Source organism: Clostridium sp. (assembly GCF_036569345.1).
In the GTDB taxonomy this organism is placed as follows: Bacteria; Bacillota; Clostridia; order Clostridiales; family Clostridiaceae; genus Clostridium_AD.
Genome location: NZ_DATCQT010000193.1, coordinates 1 through 21,132, shown reverse-complemented (window position 1 = coordinate 21,132; position 21,132 = coordinate 1). Strand labels below are relative to the sequence as shown.

General features: G+C 29.9%; 17 protein-coding genes. 12 read left to right on the top strand and 5 right to left on the bottom strand.

What is annotated here, in order from left to right; translation table 11 throughout:
• Positions 1 to 2: 2 nt before the first annotated feature.
• From VIM70_RS20595 to radA, 7 genes are all read left to right on the top strand, one after another.
• A complete protein-coding gene (locus tag VIM70_RS20595) occupies positions 3 to 1,886 on the top strand; it encodes a VIT and VWA domain-containing protein (RefSeq protein WP_331947660.1) in 1,884 nt (627 codons plus the stop codon).
• Positions 1,887 to 1,921: 35 nt separating this feature from the next.
• The gene (locus VIM70_RS20590) at positions 1,922 to 2,671 is read left to right on the top strand and encodes a hypothetical protein (RefSeq protein ID WP_331947659.1); all 750 of its coding nucleotides are present in this window, start codon (positions 1,922 to 1,924) and stop codon (positions 2,669 to 2,671) included.
• 129 nt (positions 2,672 to 2,800) lie between these two features.
• Complete coding sequence (locus tag VIM70_RS20585) at positions 2,801 to 3,394, top strand: GerMN domain-containing protein (RefSeq protein WP_331947658.1); 594 nt, start codon at positions 2,801 to 2,803, stop codon at positions 3,392 to 3,394.
• Between the two features lie 655 nt (positions 3,395 to 4,049).
• Positions 4,050 to 5,396 (top strand): DNA repair exonuclease, encoded by a 1,347-nt coding sequence (locus tag VIM70_RS20580; RefSeq protein ID WP_331947657.1) that lies wholly within the window; start codon positions 4,050 to 4,052, stop codon positions 5,394 to 5,396.
• Between the two features lie 12 nt (positions 5,397 to 5,408).
• On the top strand, positions 5,409 to 8,303 hold the full coding sequence (locus tag VIM70_RS20575) for an AAA family ATPase (protein WP_331947656.1): 2,895 nt from the start codon (positions 5,409 to 5,411) through the stop codon (positions 8,301 to 8,303).
• A 125-nt stretch (positions 8,304 to 8,428) separates the two neighbouring features.
• Complete coding sequence (locus VIM70_RS20570) at positions 8,429 to 10,426, top strand: DNA topoisomerase (RefSeq protein WP_331947673.1); 1,998 nt, start codon at positions 8,429 to 8,431, stop codon at positions 10,424 to 10,426.
• A 90-nt stretch (positions 10,427 to 10,516) separates the two neighbouring features.
• Positions 10,517 to 11,899, top strand: coding sequence for a DNA repair protein RadA (gene radA, locus VIM70_RS20565; protein ID WP_331947655.1), 1,383 nt, complete (start codon positions 10,517 to 10,519; stop codon positions 11,897 to 11,899).
• Positions 11,900 to 12,385: 486 nt separating this feature from the next.
• Here radA and VIM70_RS20560 read toward each other — a convergent pair whose 3' ends face one another.
• Positions 12,386 to 14,128 carry a phosphoenolpyruvate carboxykinase gene (locus tag VIM70_RS20560; protein ID WP_331947654.1) on the bottom strand — a complete coding sequence of 581 codons (1,743 nt, stop codon included), beginning with the start codon at positions 14,126 to 14,128 and terminating at the stop codon, positions 12,386 to 12,388.
• 404 nt (positions 14,129 to 14,532) lie between these two features.
• On the opposite strand from VIM70_RS20560, the gene VIM70_RS20555 reads away from it, so the two are divergent.
• On the top strand, positions 14,533 to 15,441 hold the full coding sequence (locus tag VIM70_RS20555; protein ID WP_331947653.1) for a DMT family transporter: 909 nt from the start codon (positions 14,533 to 14,535) through the stop codon (positions 15,439 to 15,441).
• A 357-nt stretch (positions 15,442 to 15,798) separates the two neighbouring features.
• Here the strand turns inward: VIM70_RS20555 and VIM70_RS20550 are convergent, their stop codons facing one another.
• Together VIM70_RS20550 and VIM70_RS20545 are read right to left on the bottom strand one after the other, a co-directional pair.
• Positions 15,799 to 16,098 carry an ArsR/SmtB family transcription factor gene (locus VIM70_RS20550; RefSeq protein ID WP_414648733.1) on the bottom strand — a complete coding sequence of 100 codons (300 nt, stop codon included), beginning with the start codon at positions 16,096 to 16,098 and terminating at the stop codon, positions 15,799 to 15,801.
• 220 nt (positions 16,099 to 16,318) lie between these two features.
• Entirely contained in the window at positions 16,319 to 17,572 is a 1,254-nt protein-coding gene (locus VIM70_RS20545) for a D-alanyl-D-alanine carboxypeptidase (RefSeq protein WP_331947652.1), read from the bottom strand.
• A gap of 187 nt (positions 17,573 to 17,759) precedes the next feature.
• Here VIM70_RS20545 and VIM70_RS20540 point away from each other — a divergent pair, with 187 nt between their 5' ends.
• Positions 17,760 to 18,359 carry a CoA pyrophosphatase gene (locus VIM70_RS20540; RefSeq protein ID WP_331947671.1) on the top strand — a complete coding sequence of 200 codons (600 nt, stop codon included), beginning with the start codon at positions 17,760 to 17,762 and terminating at the stop codon, positions 18,357 to 18,359.
• 70 nt (positions 18,360 to 18,429) lie between these two features.
• Here VIM70_RS20540 and VIM70_RS20535 read toward each other — a convergent pair whose 3' ends face one another.
• Together VIM70_RS20535 and VIM70_RS20530 are read right to left on the bottom strand one after the other, a co-directional pair.
• Entirely contained in the window at positions 18,430 to 18,780 is a 351-nt protein-coding gene (locus tag VIM70_RS20535; protein WP_331947651.1) for a hypothetical protein, read from the bottom strand.
• 51 nt (positions 18,781 to 18,831) lie between these two features.
• Positions 18,832 to 19,191 carry a helix-turn-helix domain-containing protein gene (locus tag VIM70_RS20530; RefSeq protein WP_331947650.1) on the bottom strand — a complete coding sequence of 120 codons (360 nt, stop codon included), beginning with the start codon at positions 19,189 to 19,191 and terminating at the stop codon, positions 18,832 to 18,834.
• Between the two features lie 208 nt (positions 19,192 to 19,399).
• Between VIM70_RS20530 and VIM70_RS20525 the strand changes: the two genes are divergently transcribed.
• The 3 genes from VIM70_RS20525 (at position 19,400) to ndk (ending at position 20,946) form a co-directional block, all read left to right on the top strand.
• Positions 19,400 to 20,041, top strand: a complete 642-nt coding sequence (locus VIM70_RS20525) for a lactate utilization protein (protein WP_331947649.1) — start codon at positions 19,400 to 19,402, stop codon at positions 20,039 to 20,041.
• A 145-nt stretch (positions 20,042 to 20,186) separates the two neighbouring features.
• A complete protein-coding gene (locus VIM70_RS20520; RefSeq protein ID WP_331947648.1) occupies positions 20,187 to 20,390 on the top strand; it encodes a hypothetical protein in 204 nt (67 codons plus the stop codon).
• Positions 20,391 to 20,472: 82 nt separating this feature from the next.
• Positions 20,473 to 20,946 carry a nucleoside-diphosphate kinase gene (gene ndk / locus VIM70_RS20515; protein ID WP_331947647.1) on the top strand — a complete coding sequence of 158 codons (474 nt, stop codon included), beginning with the start codon at positions 20,473 to 20,475 and terminating at the stop codon, positions 20,944 to 20,946.
• Positions 20,947 to 21,132 lie beyond the last annotated feature (186 nt).

The following is a 21,132-nucleotide window of genomic DNA, read 5'->3' as shown; positions in this document are numbered from 1 at the left end:
CAATGTCAATTAATAGTTCGAAACATAAAAAAAAGTTAAAAAATAACATAATTTTAAAAGAAGTTAATATAAGAGGAAATTTGTGTGGGGAATTCGCGGAGTATACTATTGACCATGTATATGAGAACAAAGGAAGCAATGATGTAGAAGCCATTTATACTTTCCCGATTCCAGAGCAAGCAGTTATATCAGGTTTTGAGGCAGTGCTTGGTGGTAGGACTATTAAGGGATTAATACAAAATAAAGAAGATGCAAATAAGATTTATGAAAATTTTAAGGATTCAGATAACAAAACTTTTTTACTAGAAGAATTTAGAGATAATATAATTAGGATAGTTATAGGAAAGATAATTCCTAATGAAGTTGTAAAACTTAAAGTATCATATATAGAAGAGCTTAGTTATGAGAATAGAAATTTGAAGTTATCCATTCCAAAAATAATAGATCCAATAAATATTTCACAAAATAATACGATATTATCCAGTGAAAATGTTAGTGTCAATAAAGGCCATGATTATAAGTTTACTTTAAGACTATTAGTTGAATCCTTAACAAAATTAAAATTCAAGTGTACATCTCACAAATTGAAGGTTGAATATGAAGAAAATAATTTATATAAAGTAACATTGGATGGAATAAATCAAAAGATGGATAAAGGTTTAGAAATAATACTAGAGGAGCAAGAAAAATTAGAAACTACAGGAATGATATATGATTATCCTAGAGATGATAAGGGAATTTTATATTTAAGATTTATTCCAGAGCTTGAAGCAGAGCAAACTATATTGGGAGCAAATTACATATTCCTTCTAGATATCTCAGAGTCAATGAGTGGCGATAAGTTAAAAGAGGGAAAAAATGTACTTTTACTGTGTTTACAAAATTTAACATCAGGGGATACCTTTAATATTGCTGCTTTTGGAGATAAACTTAGTTACTTCTCAAAAGAGATAAAGGTTGATTTTAATGAAGAAAATTTAGAAAATGCAAAAAAATGGATTCAAGAGCTTAAAGTAGAAAAAAATGCAGTGATTTTTGATGCAATAAAGTATGCACTGCTTGGTAAAAGTGAAGAAGAGGAAAATGTAATATTTTTATTTACAGATGATTTGGCTGAAAATGAAAAAGAAATATTAACTTTTGTAGAGGAAAATATTAAAGAAAGTCGAATATTTCCTTTTGGAATAGATACCAACGTAAATAGCTATTTCATTAATAAATTAGCTCGAATTAGTTATGGAGCTGCGGAAGTTATTAACTCTGATGAAAGAATTGAAGATAAGGTACTTAAACAATTTAATAGAATTAAAAATCCCCAGGTTACTGATATTGAAATTGATTGGGGAAAAATGAATGTGGAAACAACATTTCCAAGAACTATTGAATACATGTATGATAAAGAACCATTTTCAGTTTTTGCTAAAATTAACGGTGAAGTAGGCGGAGTTGTTACGTTAAAAGGAAAAGTAGGGAAAAATAGGGTTCAAAGGGTAATTATGCTAAATGAACTTGAACTAGAAGAAAATGTTAATCTAATTGAAAAAGTGTGGTATAAAAAACGTATAGAATCTCTTCAGCATAGAGTTAAATATGAACGAGGGGAACTTCGAGATGCAATGAATAAGAAGATTATTGAAATTTCTAAAAAGGTTGGAATAATTTGTGGAGAAACTGCTTTTATTCTTTATGAGGAGATGGAAGATCCAATACTGGGAATAAGAATTAGAGAAATTCTACCTGTTAAAACTACGAAAAAATTAGAAATTTCCTATGAAAATTTAAATGGAAATTCTCAGTCAACAGCATTTTATTATAAAGATAGTTTAAAACTATCTAAAGATAAACATGGTTTAATAATTGATACTGCTATTTTAAAGAAGCTTTAAAATTTATTCCATTTTCTCAAAAGGAAGTAAGGCTAATGATAAGTGAAAACATAAAAGATCTAATATATAGCAGCTCAGATATAATTAATAAAAGAAATGATGTAAGAAATAAATTTATCATTTTATCTAAAAACGTGAACACAGGAAATATACAATGTATGTCAAATGAGGATCTGAAAAATTTATTTGATTTATATGATGAAGAATTTTTCAACAATTACTTTAGTGGGGATTTTAAAGGAAAATTAATTTTTTCCTTGTCCACTAGAATGACATCTGCTGCAGGAAAAACTATTTACAGTAAAAAGTTAAAACTGTTACAACCAGATGAAGAAACTTATGAGATTAGAATGGGTATAAAATTTTTTTATCAATATTATAAGGTAGAAAGAGACAAAATAGTATCAGGGATAAATACAAAAGATTCCTTAGAGGCATTTCAAATAGTATTTGAACATGAATTATGTCATTTAATGGAGTTACATATTTATAAAGAATCCAGTTGCAAAAGACTTAGGTTTAAAACAATGGTTAATAACATATTTGGACATACAGATGTAGTTCATCAATTGCCCAGTCAAAAAGAAATAAATACAGAAAAATATGGATTAGTAATAGGACAAAAGGTGAGATTTTTATGTGATGGCAAAAAATATAGTGGTTTCATACATAAAATAAACACAAGGGCAACAGTTATGGTGAAGGATAAAAAAGGCACTTATAGAGACGACCATGGAAATGTATATTCTAAATGGTATGTACATTTAGGCAACTTAATTTTTTAATAAAGATTATCACATAACATTATAATTTGTGATATAATTTAGAAATAATTGCTAATAAAATTGAAGATTTATCTTTAGGTTTTGTTAATTATAATTAATAATAAAATATTTTATTAGGAAGGTGACAAAATGAAAAAAATTATTTCAGTAATATTATGCAGCGTATTTATCTTTACATTGACTGCTTGTTCAAAAACTGAGGTAAAAAAAGAGACTACATCAACAAGCGTAGTAAAAGAACAGCCAAAGGAAGAAACTCCTACAGTAGCAACGCAGGTGCAAACTCCAGAAGTAACAAAGCCTGTAGTACAAAGTTCTGACGTGTTACTCTATTTTAGTGATGATCAAGCTATGTATTTAGTGGGTGAAAAAAGAACTATTGAGAATCCTACAGCTAAGTCTATTGTAAGTGAATTAGTAAAAGGGCCTAGTACGAAAAGCGCAGTAAAATCATATGCGACATTGCCTACAAACTTAGAAGTATTAGATGTTCAAGTTAAAGAAAAAATAGCTTATGTTGATCTTAAAACTGGATTAAAGGTTGAGGGTTCAGCAGGAGAGAATATGGCTTTATATTCAATTATAAATACATTAATTGAATATAAAGAATTAGGAATAACAAAGGTTCAATTTCTTGTTAATGGTAAAAATGTAACGACGATGGGTGGACAAACTGATGTTAGTATGCCTTTTGTTGAAAAGAATGAAATGATGAAGAAATGATATAGATAAACAAATAACAAGTCAATAATTTAAAATATTTGACTTGTTATTTGTTTTCATGTATATAATAACTTATCTTATAACCCTAGGGATTTATTTGAAAACTTGAAACAGTCTTCGCTACAACACATATACATACCTATACACCCGAATGCAATTTTTTAATAGCAAAGGAGCATTACAGCACATATATACATCTTTACTCGACAATATAGAACACCTTGGGAGCTAAAAATAATCTCTCGACTAAGAAAAACCCCTAGTTATATTTTAATAAAACCTGCGGCAACCTATATCATCTTAGCTCGAATATTACACATCCGGGAGAACCATATGTATACGGTTAGGCACATATATAGCTGTTAAGAACCCATAATATTCTTCCCTCCGGCATATAAAAAACCTTAGCAGATCTCGTATACACCTTTGGCCGAATACTCTAAAGCCATTTCCGACCTACAAGTACTCTAGGCTCAACCATTTTAAATCCTCTACTAACATTATTGTATGCTTTTTTTTATTTTATATACTATATGGGAATAGAAAATCAACAACTAGTTAAAATACTAGTTTATTTTTTTGCCTAATAAAAAAATCAAATAATATATACTTTCCATTTTTTATGGTAAAATATATAATAGGTGGTGTAAAAGTAATGAGTGAAACTTTTCGATTTATTCATGCTGCAGACGTTCATTTGGGATCTTTTCTTAATATAAATGGAAAACCAAAAAAAGAAATACAAGATTTGTGTAAAACTGCTGTATATGACGGCTTTGAAAGACTATGTTATAAAGCCATTTCATATGAAGTAGACTTTATCTTGTTATGTGGAGACGTTTATGACAGCTATTTAAGGTCAGTAAAAGGTAATAGATTTTTTATGACAGAATGTGAAAAACTAAATGAAAAAGATATAAGTGTATATGTTATTTACGGTAATCATGATGCTTTAAATGATTCTTTGGAATTGTTTACTATGCCAATAAATGTTCATATTCTAAGCGCTGATAGTGTAGAGAATTTGGAGGTATACAAAGAGGGAAAGTTAATAGCAAAAATTATAGGAAAATCCTATAAGCGAAGAAACGAGAGAGAAAAAACTTATGAAAACTACATAATTGATAATGATGTGTTTAATATAGCAATGCTACATACTGCTTTAGAGAGAGATAATAATAATTATATTCCTTGCAGTATGGAGGAGCTTTTGAAGGTCCCTAATATAGATTATTGGGCACTAGGTCATATACATAAACAAAGTGTTTTAAATGCCTCGAAACCTATTATAGCCTTTCCAGGTATTCCTCAAGGTCGTGATATGGGTGAGCAGGGACTAGGTGGAGTTTTTTTGGTTACAGCATGCAAGAAAGAAATTGTAAATATGGAATTTTTGCCTACAGCAACAGTTGTATATAAGAGTGTAGAAATAATAATAGATGATTCTACTAAGATAGAAAATTATAGTGATTTACATCAGTTAATTTTAGAGAAACTAAGTAATTTAACAAATATTATTCCTGAAACTTCAAAGGCCATAAAGAATTTAAGGGAAGATTTAGAAAGTGAATTTAAAGGCTACATTATTGGATTAATAATAAAAGGAAGAACAGATAAACACCATGAAATAAATTGTATGAATGAAGAGGATTGTAAGCTATTTATAGAAAACATAAATGAAGAACTGGGTTTTGAGAAATATTTTTTGTGGGTAGACTCTATAATATTTAGAACAACCCCACTTATGCAAGATTTTGAAAACCTCAAAATGAAAAACTCTATATTTCAGGAGTTAGAACAAGTAGTAAGTTTATATACCACAGATGTCGAGCTTAAAAAGCAACTTGTGAAAAACTGGGGATCTATCTGGAAGAAACAAATTTATACGGAAAATATAGAGGGCGATAAATTCGACTTTGATGAAGAAGTTATAGCGGATATTATATTGCAAGCTAAAGAATTGCTTACAGAAAAATTAGCGGAAGCTTTAGAAATAATGTAAGGTGGTGAGGTTTTGTTAATAACAGGTCTGGATATTAGGGATTTCGGAGTGTTTCAAGGTGAAAAACTTGAGGACCTTAGCAGTGGTATTATAGTTATTGGTGGAGCTAACAGGTCTGGTAAAACCACCTTAATGCAGATACTTAGAAGCATTCCCTTTGGGTTTTCTAAAAGTAATAATCTGTCACCAGCTAAATTTCAATATGATGTTAGATGTGATTTGAAATTGGAGGAGGGGCAAAGCGTTAAGGTACTCTTAAAAGGATTTAGCAATCCAGATATAATTTATAATAGTGCTACAGATAGATATGATAATAAAGGTCTATATAATATAGATAAGAATACGTATAAAGAGCTGTTTACAATAAGTCTTGATGAACTTAATAGAAGCTCTGACAAGGAAGATAGTAATCTACAGTCTATTTTACTTGGAGCTGGGTTTAAACACATTATAAAAATACCTGGAATAGCAAAAGAATTAAGGGAAAAAGCTAACGTTATTGGTGGAACCCGTGGAAATCCATCTACTAAAATGTTTAAGCCATTTGCGGAAAACATTAGAAAGGGAGTAGAGGGAAGAAAAGAGTCTATCTTGCTCTTTGATTCTTTTTTGAGAAAGAAAAATAGTTTGGCCGATATAGAGAATGTTATACTAATAAACGAGAGAGAACTCGAAAATAGTAATAATAATATAATTAAATTGGAAGTTTTAAAACATAATTATGAGCTTAATCAGAGTAGAAAAAATCTTGAGGTAGAGCTTAAAACCTATTCTTTTGATGATAAAGACATAAATAAATATAATGTAGAAAAAGCTAAGTCTTTAAAAATCCATTATATTAAAGAATTAGAGTTATATAATAAGGAAAACTTTGAATACCAAAGACAAACAACTGAAAATAAGCTTGAGAAAGAGTTGTTACTCCAAAACAAAACACCCATTAGCAATTTTTATAATAGAATATCAGGCACTAAAGAAAATATCAAAACTCTAGTAGTTGTAAAAAATGAATATAATGAAAAATCTGGAACACTAATGAATAAAATTAAAAAATCTAACGATAATTGGGATAGTTTTGAGGATGTTTCAGAGATTAATTGTGACGAGATGCAACAGGCAATTTTATATGGAAATATTGAAAAATTCAAAAAAGTAGAAGTGGATAGAGTAGCATGTAATAAAAGAATTCAAGACTTTAAAATTCAAAAAGAAATCTTGGAAAAACAAATGTTACCTCTAAACTCACTAGAATATATGAAAAAATATTTCTATTTTACAATAGGTTTTATGATAATAGGATTAGCATTATTTTTTATAGATAAATTGCTGGGATGTTCATTAATGATAATTGGATCAATAGGGACAGCACTTTATTTGTTTATAAATTATTCCAATAGTAAAATAATCATAAATAGAAATATAGAAATTAAAGCTCAAATTGATAACATGTCGGCAGGGCTCAGTGATAATTCCCAGGAAATAAAAAACTTAGATGAAACCTTAAGAGAGTTAAATAATATAATGGACGAGTATAGAGATATTCTAAAGCTTGATGGAAGAGTGACCGCAGATGGCATTAAAGATTACTTTAAAACAGCATCGTATTTAAAGGATGAAATATCAGAGTATTATTTATTAGAAAAAAAATTAATGGTCCAGTTTAAAACTCTTAACGAATATTTGACTAACATTAATAAGCTTTTTAACAAGTTTGTTAATGTTAGATTTAGTGAGGCAGAACAATTTGACTTAGATAATATTGAGTACATGGGCACTGATGTACTACTAAGGGTAGAAACCTTATATAGGAATTTGTTACTCGTGGAAAAAAATGATATGGGTCTAGCAAAACTCCTTTTGTTAGAGCAGGAAATATTGGAGTTTTTAGAGGAAAGTCACTTAGTAAGTAATTATGCTGGTGATATAATTTCAAAATTAGAAATGTATATAAGTCAGGGAGAAAAGTATATAAAATATACAATTAAGTTGAATGAATTAAAGATAATTAAGGAGAAATTATTGCAGGTGGTAAAAAGCCAGCATATAAAAAAAATATTATTAGATGGAAAAAAGGGACTTACCCTGATAGACAATATAGATACAAAAAATGAAAGCGAAACTATAAAAATTGAGGACGAAAATACAAAGTTATTAGAAATTCTTAAGGGTTTATATGAGCAGTATATTAGCATTGATGAACTTAGTTATGCTTATGAGGGTTTAAACACTGAAAATAAAAAATTAGTAAGTCAGTTGGATATTTTAAAAAATGAAAAACAAACTTTAAAAGATGAGCTTAAAGCTCTTAATTCTGACGAGATGTTGGTTAAACACGAGCAAGAAATTAGAGAAGCAAGGCTTTCGCTTCGACCTCTTGCAGAGAAATATGCAGTTTATAATACTGCAGCCTTGCTTCTAGAAAAAATAAGAGAAAGATTTTTAGAAAATACTAAGGATAATTTGTTAAAAGGAGCTAGTGACATTTTAAGTGAAATAACTTCTGGGGAATATAAAGATATTATGCCTATGGAAGACTTAATGCAGGGAGACTTTAAAACAAAATTGCAAGATAAAAGTATTAAGGGGAGTTCAAAGGAATTAAGTAGGGGTACAAAAGAACAATTATTTCTGGCAGTTCGTATTAGCAGAATAAAAGAAATTAAGCCAAGTTTACCAGTTATTTTTGACGATTCCTTTGTTAACTTTGATATAGCGCATACAAAAAATACAGTTAAGGCTTTAGTACAACTTTCAAAAACACATCAGATTTTTGTGCTTACCTGCCATGCAAGTTTAGTAGAGTTAATACAAGAGTTATCTCCACAGGCTTTATACTTCAAATTAGATAGTGGTAAATTTACAAAGAGCTTAGGGGTAGACCTAATAGAACATCTAAGGGAACTATAAGCTACATTCAAACTTTTTTGAGTTTGATGTATAAATAATGGTATAATGGGATTCTTAAAACAATTATTAGAGGCTAAGATTTCGAAGTTTTCTAATGCAATTTAATGGAAAGTGAAGTGGTAATTATTAGTAAGGCGTTATTTATTACAGAAAAACCAAGTGTTGCTGCGGAATTTGCCAAAGCTCTAAAAATAAATGGTAGAAAGTTAGATGGTTATATAGAGTCTGACAAAGCAGTTGTTACATGGTGCGTTGGGCATCTTGTTAATATGAGCTACCCAGAAAAGTATGATGAGAAACTTAAAAAATGGACTTTAAACACCTTGCCTTTTTTACCTAAAGTTTATAAATATGAAGTTATAGATGGAGTGAAAAAACAATTTAATATAGTTAAGAGTCAACTAATTAGGGAAGATGTAGATAGAATTTATGTTTGCACAGATTCAGGAAGAGAAGGGGAATATATATATAGATTAGTAGACGATATGTCTGGAAACCCTAAGAAGCAAAAACGAAGAGTGTGGATAGATTCACAAACAGAAGAAGAAATTATTCGTGGAGTTAAAGAAGCAAAGGATTTGAGTGAATATGATAATTTATCAGAGGCAGCTTATTTAAGAGCAAAAGAAGATTATTTAATGGGAATTAATTTCTCAAGGCTTTTAAGTTTAGTTTACGGAAAAACTGTAAGCAGTTATCTTGGGAAAAAGTATATAGTTATTGCTGTGGGACGAGTAATGTCATGTGTGCTAGGTATGGTAGTTCAAAGGGAAAGAGAATTTAGAGAATTTATTGTAACTCCATTTTACAAGATTATTGGAAGCTTTAAAGTAGATGAGGAATCTAGTTATGATGGGGAATGGAAAGCGGTAGAAGGATCTAAGTATTTTGATTCACCTTTGCTTTATAATGAGGGTGGGTTTAAAACTAAGGAAACTGCAGAAAAATTAATAGGTGAACTAAGAGATTTTAGTAATGAGGGTAAAGTTATAGTGGAAAACATTACTAAGAAAAAAGAAAATAAAAATGCTCCACTACTCTTTAATTTAGCAGAAATGCAGAATGAATGTTCAAAAATATTTAAAATAAACCCAGAGCAAACGCTTGGTTATATTCAAGCTTTATATGAGAAGAAAATGCTCACATATCCTAGAACAGATGCTAGAGTATTATCTACAGCGGTGGCAAAAGAAATCGATAAGAATATAAGAAAATTATCAAATTTAAAGGGCAATACTGAAATAATGAAAATAGCTGAACAAATTTTAGAAAAGAAATGGCATAGTAACATAACTAAAACAAAGTATGTTGATGACAGCAAAGTAACAGACCATTATGCTATTATTCCAACAGGGGAAGGCCTTCAAAACTATTCCTCATTAAAGGAATTAGAAAAGAAAATATATAATTTAGTGTTACGACGATTTTTAGCAATATTTTATCCACCTGCTGTCTATAGCAAGGTTTCTGTTATAACAAAAATAGACACTGAAAGATTTTTTACAACAGATAAGGTTTGTATTGAACTGGGATATTTGGAAGTTTTAAAACCAGAAATGGACAGCAAAGATAATGAAAGCACAAATATGAAATTTTTAAGTCTTTTAAAAAAGGGTCAAATCCTTACTCTTGAAGATTTAATTGTAAAAGAAGGTAAAACCTCACCTCCAAAAAGATTTACTACTGGTTCAATTATTATTGCTATGGAAAATGCGGGTAAGCTTATTGAAGATGAAGAACTAAGAGAACATATAAAAGGATCTGGAATTGGTACAAGTGCAACTCGTTCAGGAATTTTAACAAAACTAGAGAAAATAGGATACATTAAATCTAATAATAAAACTCAAGTGGTTATGCCTACACTACTTGGAGAAATTATCTATGATGTGGTGAAAAATTCTATACCTACATTGTTAAATCCAGAACTCACAGCTAGTTGGGAAAAAGGGCTAACAATGGTTACTCAAAGTGAAATAGAAGGAAATTTGTACATGGATAAGCTTGAGAATTATATAATCAAAAATACTGATAGAGTACTTAAACTAAATAATGGCTTAAGACTTAAAAATAAGTTTGATATGGTGAGTGAATTTTATAAGGACTCGAAAGCAAAGGCAGAATAATAGAAAAGATAAGCAGAAATTATAATATACTAGCTGCTTATCTTTTTTTCTTAATTTTATTAATAATATAGTCAAAGGGAGATAGATAAAGTGGCAAAAGATAAAATAATTTTTGTTTGTAAAGATTGTGGGTCACATGCTCCAAAATGGATGGGTAAATGTAATGATTGTGGTGCATGGAATTCATATGAAGAGAAAGTTGTAAAGGCGGGCACCGCTAAATCAAATACTTTAAAAAGGATGACAATAACAACTAAACCTACAAAACTGAAGGCGGTTGTACAGTCTAACAGTGACAGAATAATTACTGGAGTTTCAGAGTTTGACAGGGTTATGGGGGGAGGAATAGTTAGGGATAGTGTGACTATTATATCTGCTCCCCCAGGGGCAGGGAAATCTACACTTTTGCTACAATTAGCAAATTCACTTTCATTAAAAGGATATAAAATTCTATATGCGTCTGGAGAGGAAAGTAATAGCCAAATTAAAAATAGAGCTGACCGAACAGTAAAAGAGATAGCTGACAACTTTTGGGTTGTTTCAGATACAAAGTTAGACGAAATATTACAACATATAGAAACTGTCGATGCTGATTTAATAATACTTGACAGTATTCAAACATTTACTTTGGACGAATATTCAAGTTCAAGGGCGGGTTCTCCTACTCAAGTAATTGAATGTGCCACAGCTTTAAAGGATAAAGCAAAAAATCCAGATAGACCAAGAGCCGTTATGCTGGTTGGGCAAATGACAAAGGCTGATGAAATGGCAGGGCCACGTATATTAGAGCATTTAGTAGACACTGTATTATATCTTGAAGGAGAAAATGGAGAAGAGCTAAAACACTTGGTAAGTAAGAAAAACCGTTTCGGAAGTACTGAAGAGAGTGGTATGTTTAGGCTTTCAGATGTAGGAATGGAAGAGATTACTGACCCTTCTGAATTTTTCATGACCAAAAGAGATGCATTAGTTCCAGGAAGTGCTTTAGCAGTTATAAAGGATGGAACAAGACCTATTGTTATAGAAATAGAGAGTCTTGTATCTAAATCTTTTACTCCTTACCCAAGCAGGCTAAGTGAGTGTTTTTCGAGGAAGGAACAATTGGGAACCCTCATTTCTATTCTTGAGGAAAGAGGAGGAATAGGACTTTATGATAAGAATGTTATTATAAAAGCAACAGGGGGTCTTAAATTAACTGAAACATCAGTGAATCTAGCTGTAGTTATGAGTATAGCATCTTCTGCAATGAATCATGGAATAGCTACAGATACAGTATTTATTGGAGAACTGGGTCTTACTGGTGAATTAAAAAAAGTTCCATCTTTAGAGCAAAGACTAAAAGAAGTAGACAGAATGGGCTTTAAAAAGGCTTATATACCTCAAAATTGTTTAAAGGCTGGGGTTAAATTTAAGAACTTAAAGGTTATCCCATGTAAAAAATTAACAGATGTTATTGAAAAAGAAATGAAATAAAAATTATTAAAAACTTAAAGAGTATATAATAAATTTTTACTTCTTCCCATGACACTTAGTAATTGTTAAGTCCCCCAATGAACTACCCAGAGGGTCAGGATAGTAAACACGAGCCAATAGGCCGTGGGGGGATTCCACCTTATCATTGCTTTTAGGAATTTTCGGTTTACCGTTTGACTATTTCATTCAATGCTGGCATCGAGTTATTCCTTTAAATATAACTATACATAATAATATGAACTTTCTCCGGAAGTGACTACAAATTAGAAGAGCAGAAACATTGAAATTCCATTTAAAATTCTTCTTTTGCCAATATAAAATTCTCGTGAGGCTTCCTGAAAGGAAGGCTAGTGAACCGGCGTATGCCGAATGTGAGCGTTAGAGAAATTTATATTGGCAAAATATTAGAATTTCTTAATGGAATTTCACGTTTCAAACTCTTATTTGTAGTCACGCAGGAGGAAGTTCATACGGATTGCATCTTTTTTATTCAATAATTAAGTCAAATAGTTTTTTAGCTGCTTTTTTTGGGCCATCTTTTTCTTGTCCAACTACACCTAGAGAAGTTCTAATTTGTCCAACTTTTACTCCTGTTTTGAAGAATTCTTCAAAATAGCTATCTATAAGTAAATCTACTTGTTCTTGTTTTTGCACTGGTCCAAATGGATTAGCAAAATACGACGTTACAAGTCCTAATTCAGTAGTAGTACCCTTTGCCATTCTTGCACCTTTTTTACAAACATCAATAGCATCTGTTGAATTTGTAAAAAAATTAATTTCTTCAATTCCATCTTTTACTTCTTCATAGTTATTTGCATAGAGGAATAAATCTATAGGATATCCCTTAATGATGGCTTTATAGCTTGCGACTGGCATAACAAGTCTTGCGTTAATTTTATCAGGATTCATAAATATACTTCTATCAATTTCTTTGAAAGCATAACCTGCATCCAAATCATCAAGTCTAACGAAAGCACCAATTTCAGTTCCGTAAGCTAATGGTTTTGAGCCTTCCTTTAGAGTTAGATAACCCATGTCATCAAAAACTATGGTCATATCACTAATATAATCTTCACTTAGACTTCTAAAAGCTTCTAAGCTTTCAGATTTACCTGCACCACTGTCACCCATAATAACTACATTTGCACTGTTACCATTATTCATAATAATGTTTACCATTGCGCCATGGATTGGTAGTGAGCCTCTTTTAATCATTATTAGATTATGAAGAGTTAATGCCATCTTTTTTACATAACCGAAGTAATCAATTTCGTTGCCATAACTTATATATCCAACCATAATATTATTTTCTATATCATCATAAAATATTGTTTTAACTTTTGGAAAAGAATCTTTAGCACCAAAAACAAAAACTGCATCTGGTTTAGTGTCCCTATATTCTTCTTCACTTGCCATTTCAAATAGATTACATAGAGTTATTGCATGAGCCATAAAATCTCTGTGAACATAAATGAATATAAGTAATGTACCCACTTTAGCTGGATAACAAAACCAATGGTCTGTGGTTATAGTACACGTTTTTAATGGATTTTCAAAACATTCATTAAAGATCCCATCTCGAGTATTCTTTTTAGGGTAGGTTATATAAGGTAAATCTAGTATTATTGCATCAATAAAGGGAACACCTTTAAGTACTTCATATCCTATAGGTAATGGCCAATTTATGCTATTAACAATTATACCAGCATTGCCGCCGGCAGGCAGTTGCCTGTAAACTTTAGGTTGAGAACCTACAACATTTTCTTCAATTTTTCTGTATAAATTAAGTATGAGCATTGAAAAATTATTGTTTGCTTCAACAAAGCTTGTTTTTTCTAAACCCTCATTGATTTTATGGTTGTGAATTAGAGTATATCTTTCAAGCTTTCTCCAAAAGCTATAAAAATCTTCTATAAAATCAGTAAAACTATCTTTATTATTTATAAGGGAACTATATTTTGTATTTAAATTTATAATTTCATTTACATTGAGTACTGATAAAAGTTTAAACAAATGTATAAAGAAAACATCTAAATCAACATTGTCGACGTCTGTATTTTGAATCAAATATTTATATGTATTTGATTTTTTCTTCTTTATTTTTTTTAGATAGGCATTAAAAACTCTTCTAAAGCCATCACTTTCTAATAACTGAACATGAGTATTACAGTATTTTGCGGTGAAATTTATCATTACTTTTTCATTACTTAGAGAAAATTCTTTTTTCAACTTGGCACCTCCATGGATAATTACAAAATTTTTATGAAAAATGAAATTTATAAAAGAAAATATTATCATAAGTTGCTGTTAATTTTTGAATACTAGACTATAATACTTTAAAAATGAAATATTAACAATACCAAAATTGCAAAAATCACATTTTGACATATTATCGCCTTAAAAAAATTACAACTAGAATATTTTACAATACTAAATTATTAACTTGATTTTAAATGGCGAATATAATATTATATTCCATTAACTGGACGTTTAAGACGAAATTATGGTGTAAATTTTGGAAACTCTGAGATATTATAAAATTAAGTGTATAATATAGAGTGGAGTTAAAATAGATTTTTATATTGACTCCAATTTATTTTATGTAAATTGAACTATTGAAGGGGAGTGATATATTGAAAAATAAAAAAATATCTCATTTAATGGCAATAATCTTAATGTTTATATGGAGTTTATCTTATTTAAGCATAAAGGTTATTTCAGAAGAGGTAAGTCCCATTTTATCAGCATTTTATAGATTTGTATTTGCCGCAATTATTTTATTTGTAATATTAAAAGTGAAATACCCTAAAGAGAAAGTTTTAAAAGAGGATAGATTAAAATTTGCTTTGGGTGGTCTGTTTGGAGTGACAATATATTTTATATTTGAAAACTATTCAGTAGCATACACGTCTGCATCAAATGTTGCAATTTTAATTGCGTCTATACCCGTATTTACTCTATTTACTCAGAGAGTAATTTATAAAGAAAAATTCACTTTTGGAAAAATGATTGGTGTTACCCTAAGTTTAATAGGAATTATTATTATAATTGCAGCTAAGGGAAGACTAAGTTTATTATCAAAAGGTAATATAGGAGACTTGATGGCTCTTGGTGCAGTATTTTCATGGATAATTTATAATATGGTTTGTGGTAGTTTTAAAGGGAATTATAAAGTTTTAACTATAACTACATATGAAATTATATGGGGATCACTTTTTTTAAGTCCTTCACTGTTTTTCAGTAAATTACAAATGCCTTCTACAATTGTTGTATTAAATTTAGTGTTTTTATCAATATTTTGCTCTTGCATTGGGTATGTAATGTATGTTCATTGCCTAAAAGACCTTGGAGCAACTGTCATTACAACATATATAAATTTGCAGCCTATAATGAGTCTAATTGCAGCTGGATTGATACTAAATGAAGTTGTAACGGTTTATCAGGTAGTAGGGTGCATTGTCATAATAGTAGGGGTAACCTTAGTTAGTTTGGATGGTAGGTTTAAATTTAAAAAGCGAAAAATGATATATAAAGATTTATAACAAAAAGGTATCTTGCATGCCTTGCAAACGAAGAATTTCTAAATGGAGGCCATAACAATTACTAATTGTTATGCGACCTGTGGCACCTGATTTATGTGAATTTGAATGCATAATATTTTTTCTCATTGTATGTTAACAAAAGTATATATTGCGTAAAATGCGTTCGAACAAACCTTAGTAATTCTTAATTTATTATATTTATAGATGCGTAAAGAAACCCACATGTTTGAGCGTTAGCGAGTTTGTGGGTTTTAGCAACTGTAAATATAATAAATTTTAGAATTACTTGGTGAAGTGAGCCGCATTAAAGCAATATATACTTTTAGTTATAACATACAATTAGAAAATCAATGACACTTAATTCTCATTAGGAAATATCGCATTTATTACGTTTGTAATGGTTTCATTGCAAATAGAGTAATTAATTTGCAATCCATTCCTTTCCCCTTTGATAATCCCTAAAGCCTTTAACTTTTGAATGTGCTGAGAAACAGTGGATTGCGGGAGGTCCAAGCAATTTTGCATATAGCCTACATTGCAGCTTCCTTTCTTCATAAGTCCTCTAATAATGCATATTCGTGCAGGGTGAGCAATGGCTTTCAATAAATCTGCAATTTCTTCATACTGTTTAATATTATTCATAATATCGTTATTCATAAAAATCTCCTTATAAAAAAAATTTCTTAATTGTATTTTTGATATATTAAAGAAAATATAATAATTTAAATGTGGTAATGAATATTATTATATTAGTATATTACAATATCAATGTCAATATATTTACAAAATATTACTAACAGAAAAACATGAAAAGGGACTATATTAACTAATAAGTTGATATAGTCCCTTAAATTTTGAATCTATTAAAAATAATTATCTAAAATCTTATTCGTCTACCACCACGATGTTTACGTCTGTTAATAGATGAAATTAATAACACAATTAAAACTATAACTATTATTAATACAACAGAAGCTGCAGCGTAGATAAGTACATTATCTTTAACAATAGCAGATTTTGAAATCATTGGATATAATTTAAATTCTTTTATAGAATCTCTTTGTTTAACAAGTACAGTTCCAACAGAAGTCTTTTTATTAAGCTTCCATACATTTATTCCGGTTGTCTTAAAAGAAGTTTCGGCTTTGATATCATTTTTATAAAAAGTCACATCTTCATTTGTTTGGAGTGGTACTTCCATTGTTTTTTTAGGTCCTATGAATGGAAGAACATTATAGGGTACTGAAATTGTTGTAATTGCAGTATTTTTTTTATTAAGTATTTCTTTTTTCACGGCATAACTATAGTTAATTAGTTTTGTCATATCTTCAAAGACTTTTGTATCCAATGGTAAATTATACTCAGAATTCATAACAACGCCTATGATATGTCGACCATTTCTTTCATATATAGAAACTAAACATCTCCCAGCCTTTGCTGTAACTCCAGTTTTACCGCCTACGTTACCATCTATGCCAAGAAGTTTGTTTCTATTTGAAACTGTAGCAACAGGGCCATTAGCAGATTTTATTACGCTTGTTTTTTTACCAATAGATTTTTTTATCCAATCATTTTTATAAGCAGCTCTACCTAAAAGGGTTAAGTCATAAGCTGTTGTATAATGATCATCATTTGCATCATCTAAACCATTTGGTGTGACAAAATGAGATCCTTTCATTCCTAGCAATGCAGCTTTGGCATTCATCATCTTAGCAAAATTAGTTGGATTTCCTCCAACATTATCTGCAATCATATAGGCAATATCATTTCCAGAATAAAGAAGAAGTCCATCCATTACGTTTTCAGCAGACATTGTATCACCAATTGCTACAGGATGAATATTTAGGTTATAAGAGTAAGGTGGTTGAGCTTTTGCATTTTTTGTATACGTCAAATTATCAGTTGATTTCTTATTTTCAGCAAGTAGCAAGGCTGTTAGGAGCTTTGTAATGCTTGCAGGATACATCTTATTATCAATATTTTTAGTGTAAATAATTTCATTAGTGTCCATATCTACAGAAATTGCAGCTTTACCAATTAAGTCTGGTGGGGTAGCTGCTGCGAAAACGGTTGTAGAAAAGACTACAGTAAATATTAGTGTAAACAATAAAAGTCGGTTTTTTCTTTTCAATTTTCATCTCTCCATTTTAATTAAATTTTATATTTATTTATTTACGAATAAATACAAAGATAGTATATCATATTAAAGATATTAAGAACAAGGTATTAGGATTATTGAGTCTATTTTTAGAAAAACGAATGTTATTAAAATCTCATTGTGATATTATTAATTTAATATAGAATTGGCGGTGATTCACATTAAAAACAAGTTAAAACAAATATTTAATAATAGAGATTCAAAGGTAATAGGGGAGTTTAGAGAAAGTGCAGTTATGATTTTACTTGAGGAGGATGATGAGGAATTATCCATAGTGTTTGAAGTGCGTGCACGTAAATTAAGAAGTCAGCCAGGTGATGTTTGTCTGCCGGGTGGAAAAGTGGAACAAGATGAGAAGCCAAGGGAAACCTCAATAAGAGAAACCATGGAAGAATTAAATTTAGAAAGAGATCAGATTGATTTTATAGGAGATATGGATTATTATATAAGCCCTTATGGGAACAAGCTTTATGCGTTCGTAAGTATGCTAAAATATGGAGAAATAAAACCTAGCGAGGATGAAGTAGATCATGTATTCAAAGTTCCCTTAAAATTCTTTATGGAAAATGAGCCATTACTTTATAAAATGGATATAGGACCAATAAATCAAGATGATTTTCCTTTTCACTTAATCAATGGAGGAAAAGACTATAAGTTTAGGAAAGGGTATTTAGATGAATATTTTTATGAATATAATAACTATATAATTTGGGGTTTCACAGCTCAAATCATTAAAAGTTTTATTGATATTATAAAATAAAAATTTATAGAAAAATAAAGTTAAAAAAAGCAGTAATAATATTGAAATTATTACTGCTTTTTAGGTTATGCTATTTGCTAGGTACTACTTTATTTTTCTTAAGGAATACTGAAATACTTAATACAATAAGAGCTATATAGATGAAAATATATACAATTGAAAGTAATCCCGTAGTATAGAAAAACTTTAGATAAATAAAAGTAATTATGGAAATAAGTGACCAAAATAGAGAGATAAAAGCTATAATATTATTTCTTTGTCTCCAATGATCAGGATCTTTCATAGAGCCAATAATTTTGTCGCGTCTTTTACTTTTATCCTTTGTGTTAATCACTAAAAATTTGTAATATAGAAAAAATATAAATTCCACTATTGAAATTGCAAAAAACATAAATGATAAAGAGATACTAGTTATATTCAAAAAAATCACTCCTTTTAGGAATTAATATGCCCTAAAAGTTAAAACATAACACTATTCTTTTTTATCTGAAATAATTCCTTCATAATAATCTGTTCCCCATTTACACATAACGTCTAATATAGGCATAACACTTTTTCCTTGTTTTGTTAGAGAATATTCTACTTTGGGAGGAACTTCAGCATATACTTTTCGATGTACCATTTCATATGATTCTAATTCTCTAAGTTGTTGTGTTAACATTTTTTGTGTTATACCACCCATAGACCTTTTAAGTTCACTAAATCTTAATACACCATTTTGGGCTAGTTTCCAAAGAATAATAGGTTTCCATTTACCACCTATAATGTCTAGTGTTAATTCTATGGAACAGCTGTATTCTTTATTATTTATTTTCATTATTTTATCGCTCATAATACCTCCTAATAGTCTTCAGGTTTTGATAACAATTATTTATTGTTTAGTTTAAATATAATGTTGTTAAGCAATTATTAAGTCACTTAGATACTAAGTAACTTTTTAGTTAGTACTTGATTAAAAAACCTTTGGTATGTACAATTATATCATTGATATATTTTATATACAATATTTCAATAATACATCTTCAAAAGGGGAAAAAGAAATGAAAAAAATTGATGAATTACACAATGAGATTATAGGTTTAAAATTAGTAGAAGCTCTTAAGAAAAATGCATTTTCAGCAGTTTATTTTAAAAGTGGTGAAGAAGCTTCAGAATTTATTATGAACAACGTGCATAAGGGAGATAGAGTAGGTTTTGGAGGATCAATGACTGTATTAAAACTTGGTATACAAGAAAAGGTAAAATCCATGGGAGGAATTGTTCTAGATCATGGTGATACAACCTTATCACCTGAGGAAAAAATTGAAACTATGAGGGGTGAGTTACTCAGTGATGTCTTTTTATGCAGTTCTAACGCTGTAACTTTGGACGGAGAACTTGTTAATATTGATGGGGTTGGAAATAGGATAGCTGCAATGAGCTTTGGACCTAAAAAAGTCATTGTTGTTGTTGGGATTAATAAAATTTGTAGAAATGAAGCTTCGGCTTTTGAAAGATTAGAACTAACTGCTGCACCAAAGAATAACATGAGATTAGATACGCCAAATCCCTGTACTAAAACTGGGGTTTGTATGGATTGCAAAGCAGATACTAGAATCTGTAGGATTTATTCAGTAATTAAAAGAAAGCCTATGAGAACTGATATTACCGTAGTTGTAATTGGTGAGAATTTCGGATATTAATAAATGTATTATTTTGTAATTATATGTTTAAATATTTATATATAAAATTTCAAAAAAATACTTCATTTTATTTCTAATAAGTCTTATAATGTTATTAAATGGAAAATATTACTTTAATAACAAATTATAGGAATGAGGTGTTAAAATGGTAGAATGTTCTTTTCTGACTACTATGGATGAAGAAATAGACTGTTTTAAGGAATGCGCACTACATAAGTGGACAAGTAATGGAGGAAAATGTCCATTTGCTGAATTAGAAAATTTTAAAGCAATCACTTTTAAGGAAATTTCTGATTATGATTCATTTAATGAGAGTAAACTTTCCTCATTAAGAATATTATATGAGTAAAAATATTCAGAACGATCTTTGTAATTGTTTATAATATTTAATATTAGGATATAATTAATACAAAGTAGAGGAGGGAATATAAATGGAAAGGACATTGGTTTTAATTAAACCTGATGGGGTTAAACGTGCATTGATTGGAAAGATTATAGATCAGTATGAGCAGAAATCACTAGAAATTGTAGCTGTCAAAATAATTACTGCTACAAAAGACAATGCTAGAAAACATTATAGTGAACACGCTGGAAAGAATTTTTTTGAAGAACTAATAAATTATATTACTGAAGGCAAAATGTGTGCTATGATTTTAATGGGTGACAGGGCTGTCGACGTAGTACGAAAGATCAATGGAGACAAGGATCCCCTAAAAGCAGAACTAGGCAGTATAAGAGGGAAATTTACAATAGATAAAACTCACAATATAGTCCACGCATCTGATAGTTCAAGTAGTGCAGAACGTGAAATCGCAATTTGGTTTCCAGAGCTTAATGACGAAGATAAACTTAGGACGGCAAAGAATTTGTTTTCAAAAACTGATGGTCCATTAATTAATGTATAGAAATGCAAACATATATTAAAAAAGCTAACCAATTTATAATTTGGTTAGCTTTTTGTACGTCCAGCATGTTCGCTGAGCCGATAGGCTGAAAGAAGCCTATGTCACCTAACCAACGGGAAGACAACCTGAGAGCAAGGGCGCTACTGGTAACGGTAGGGTCTGAAGGAAGCAGCAGGGGAAATGTGG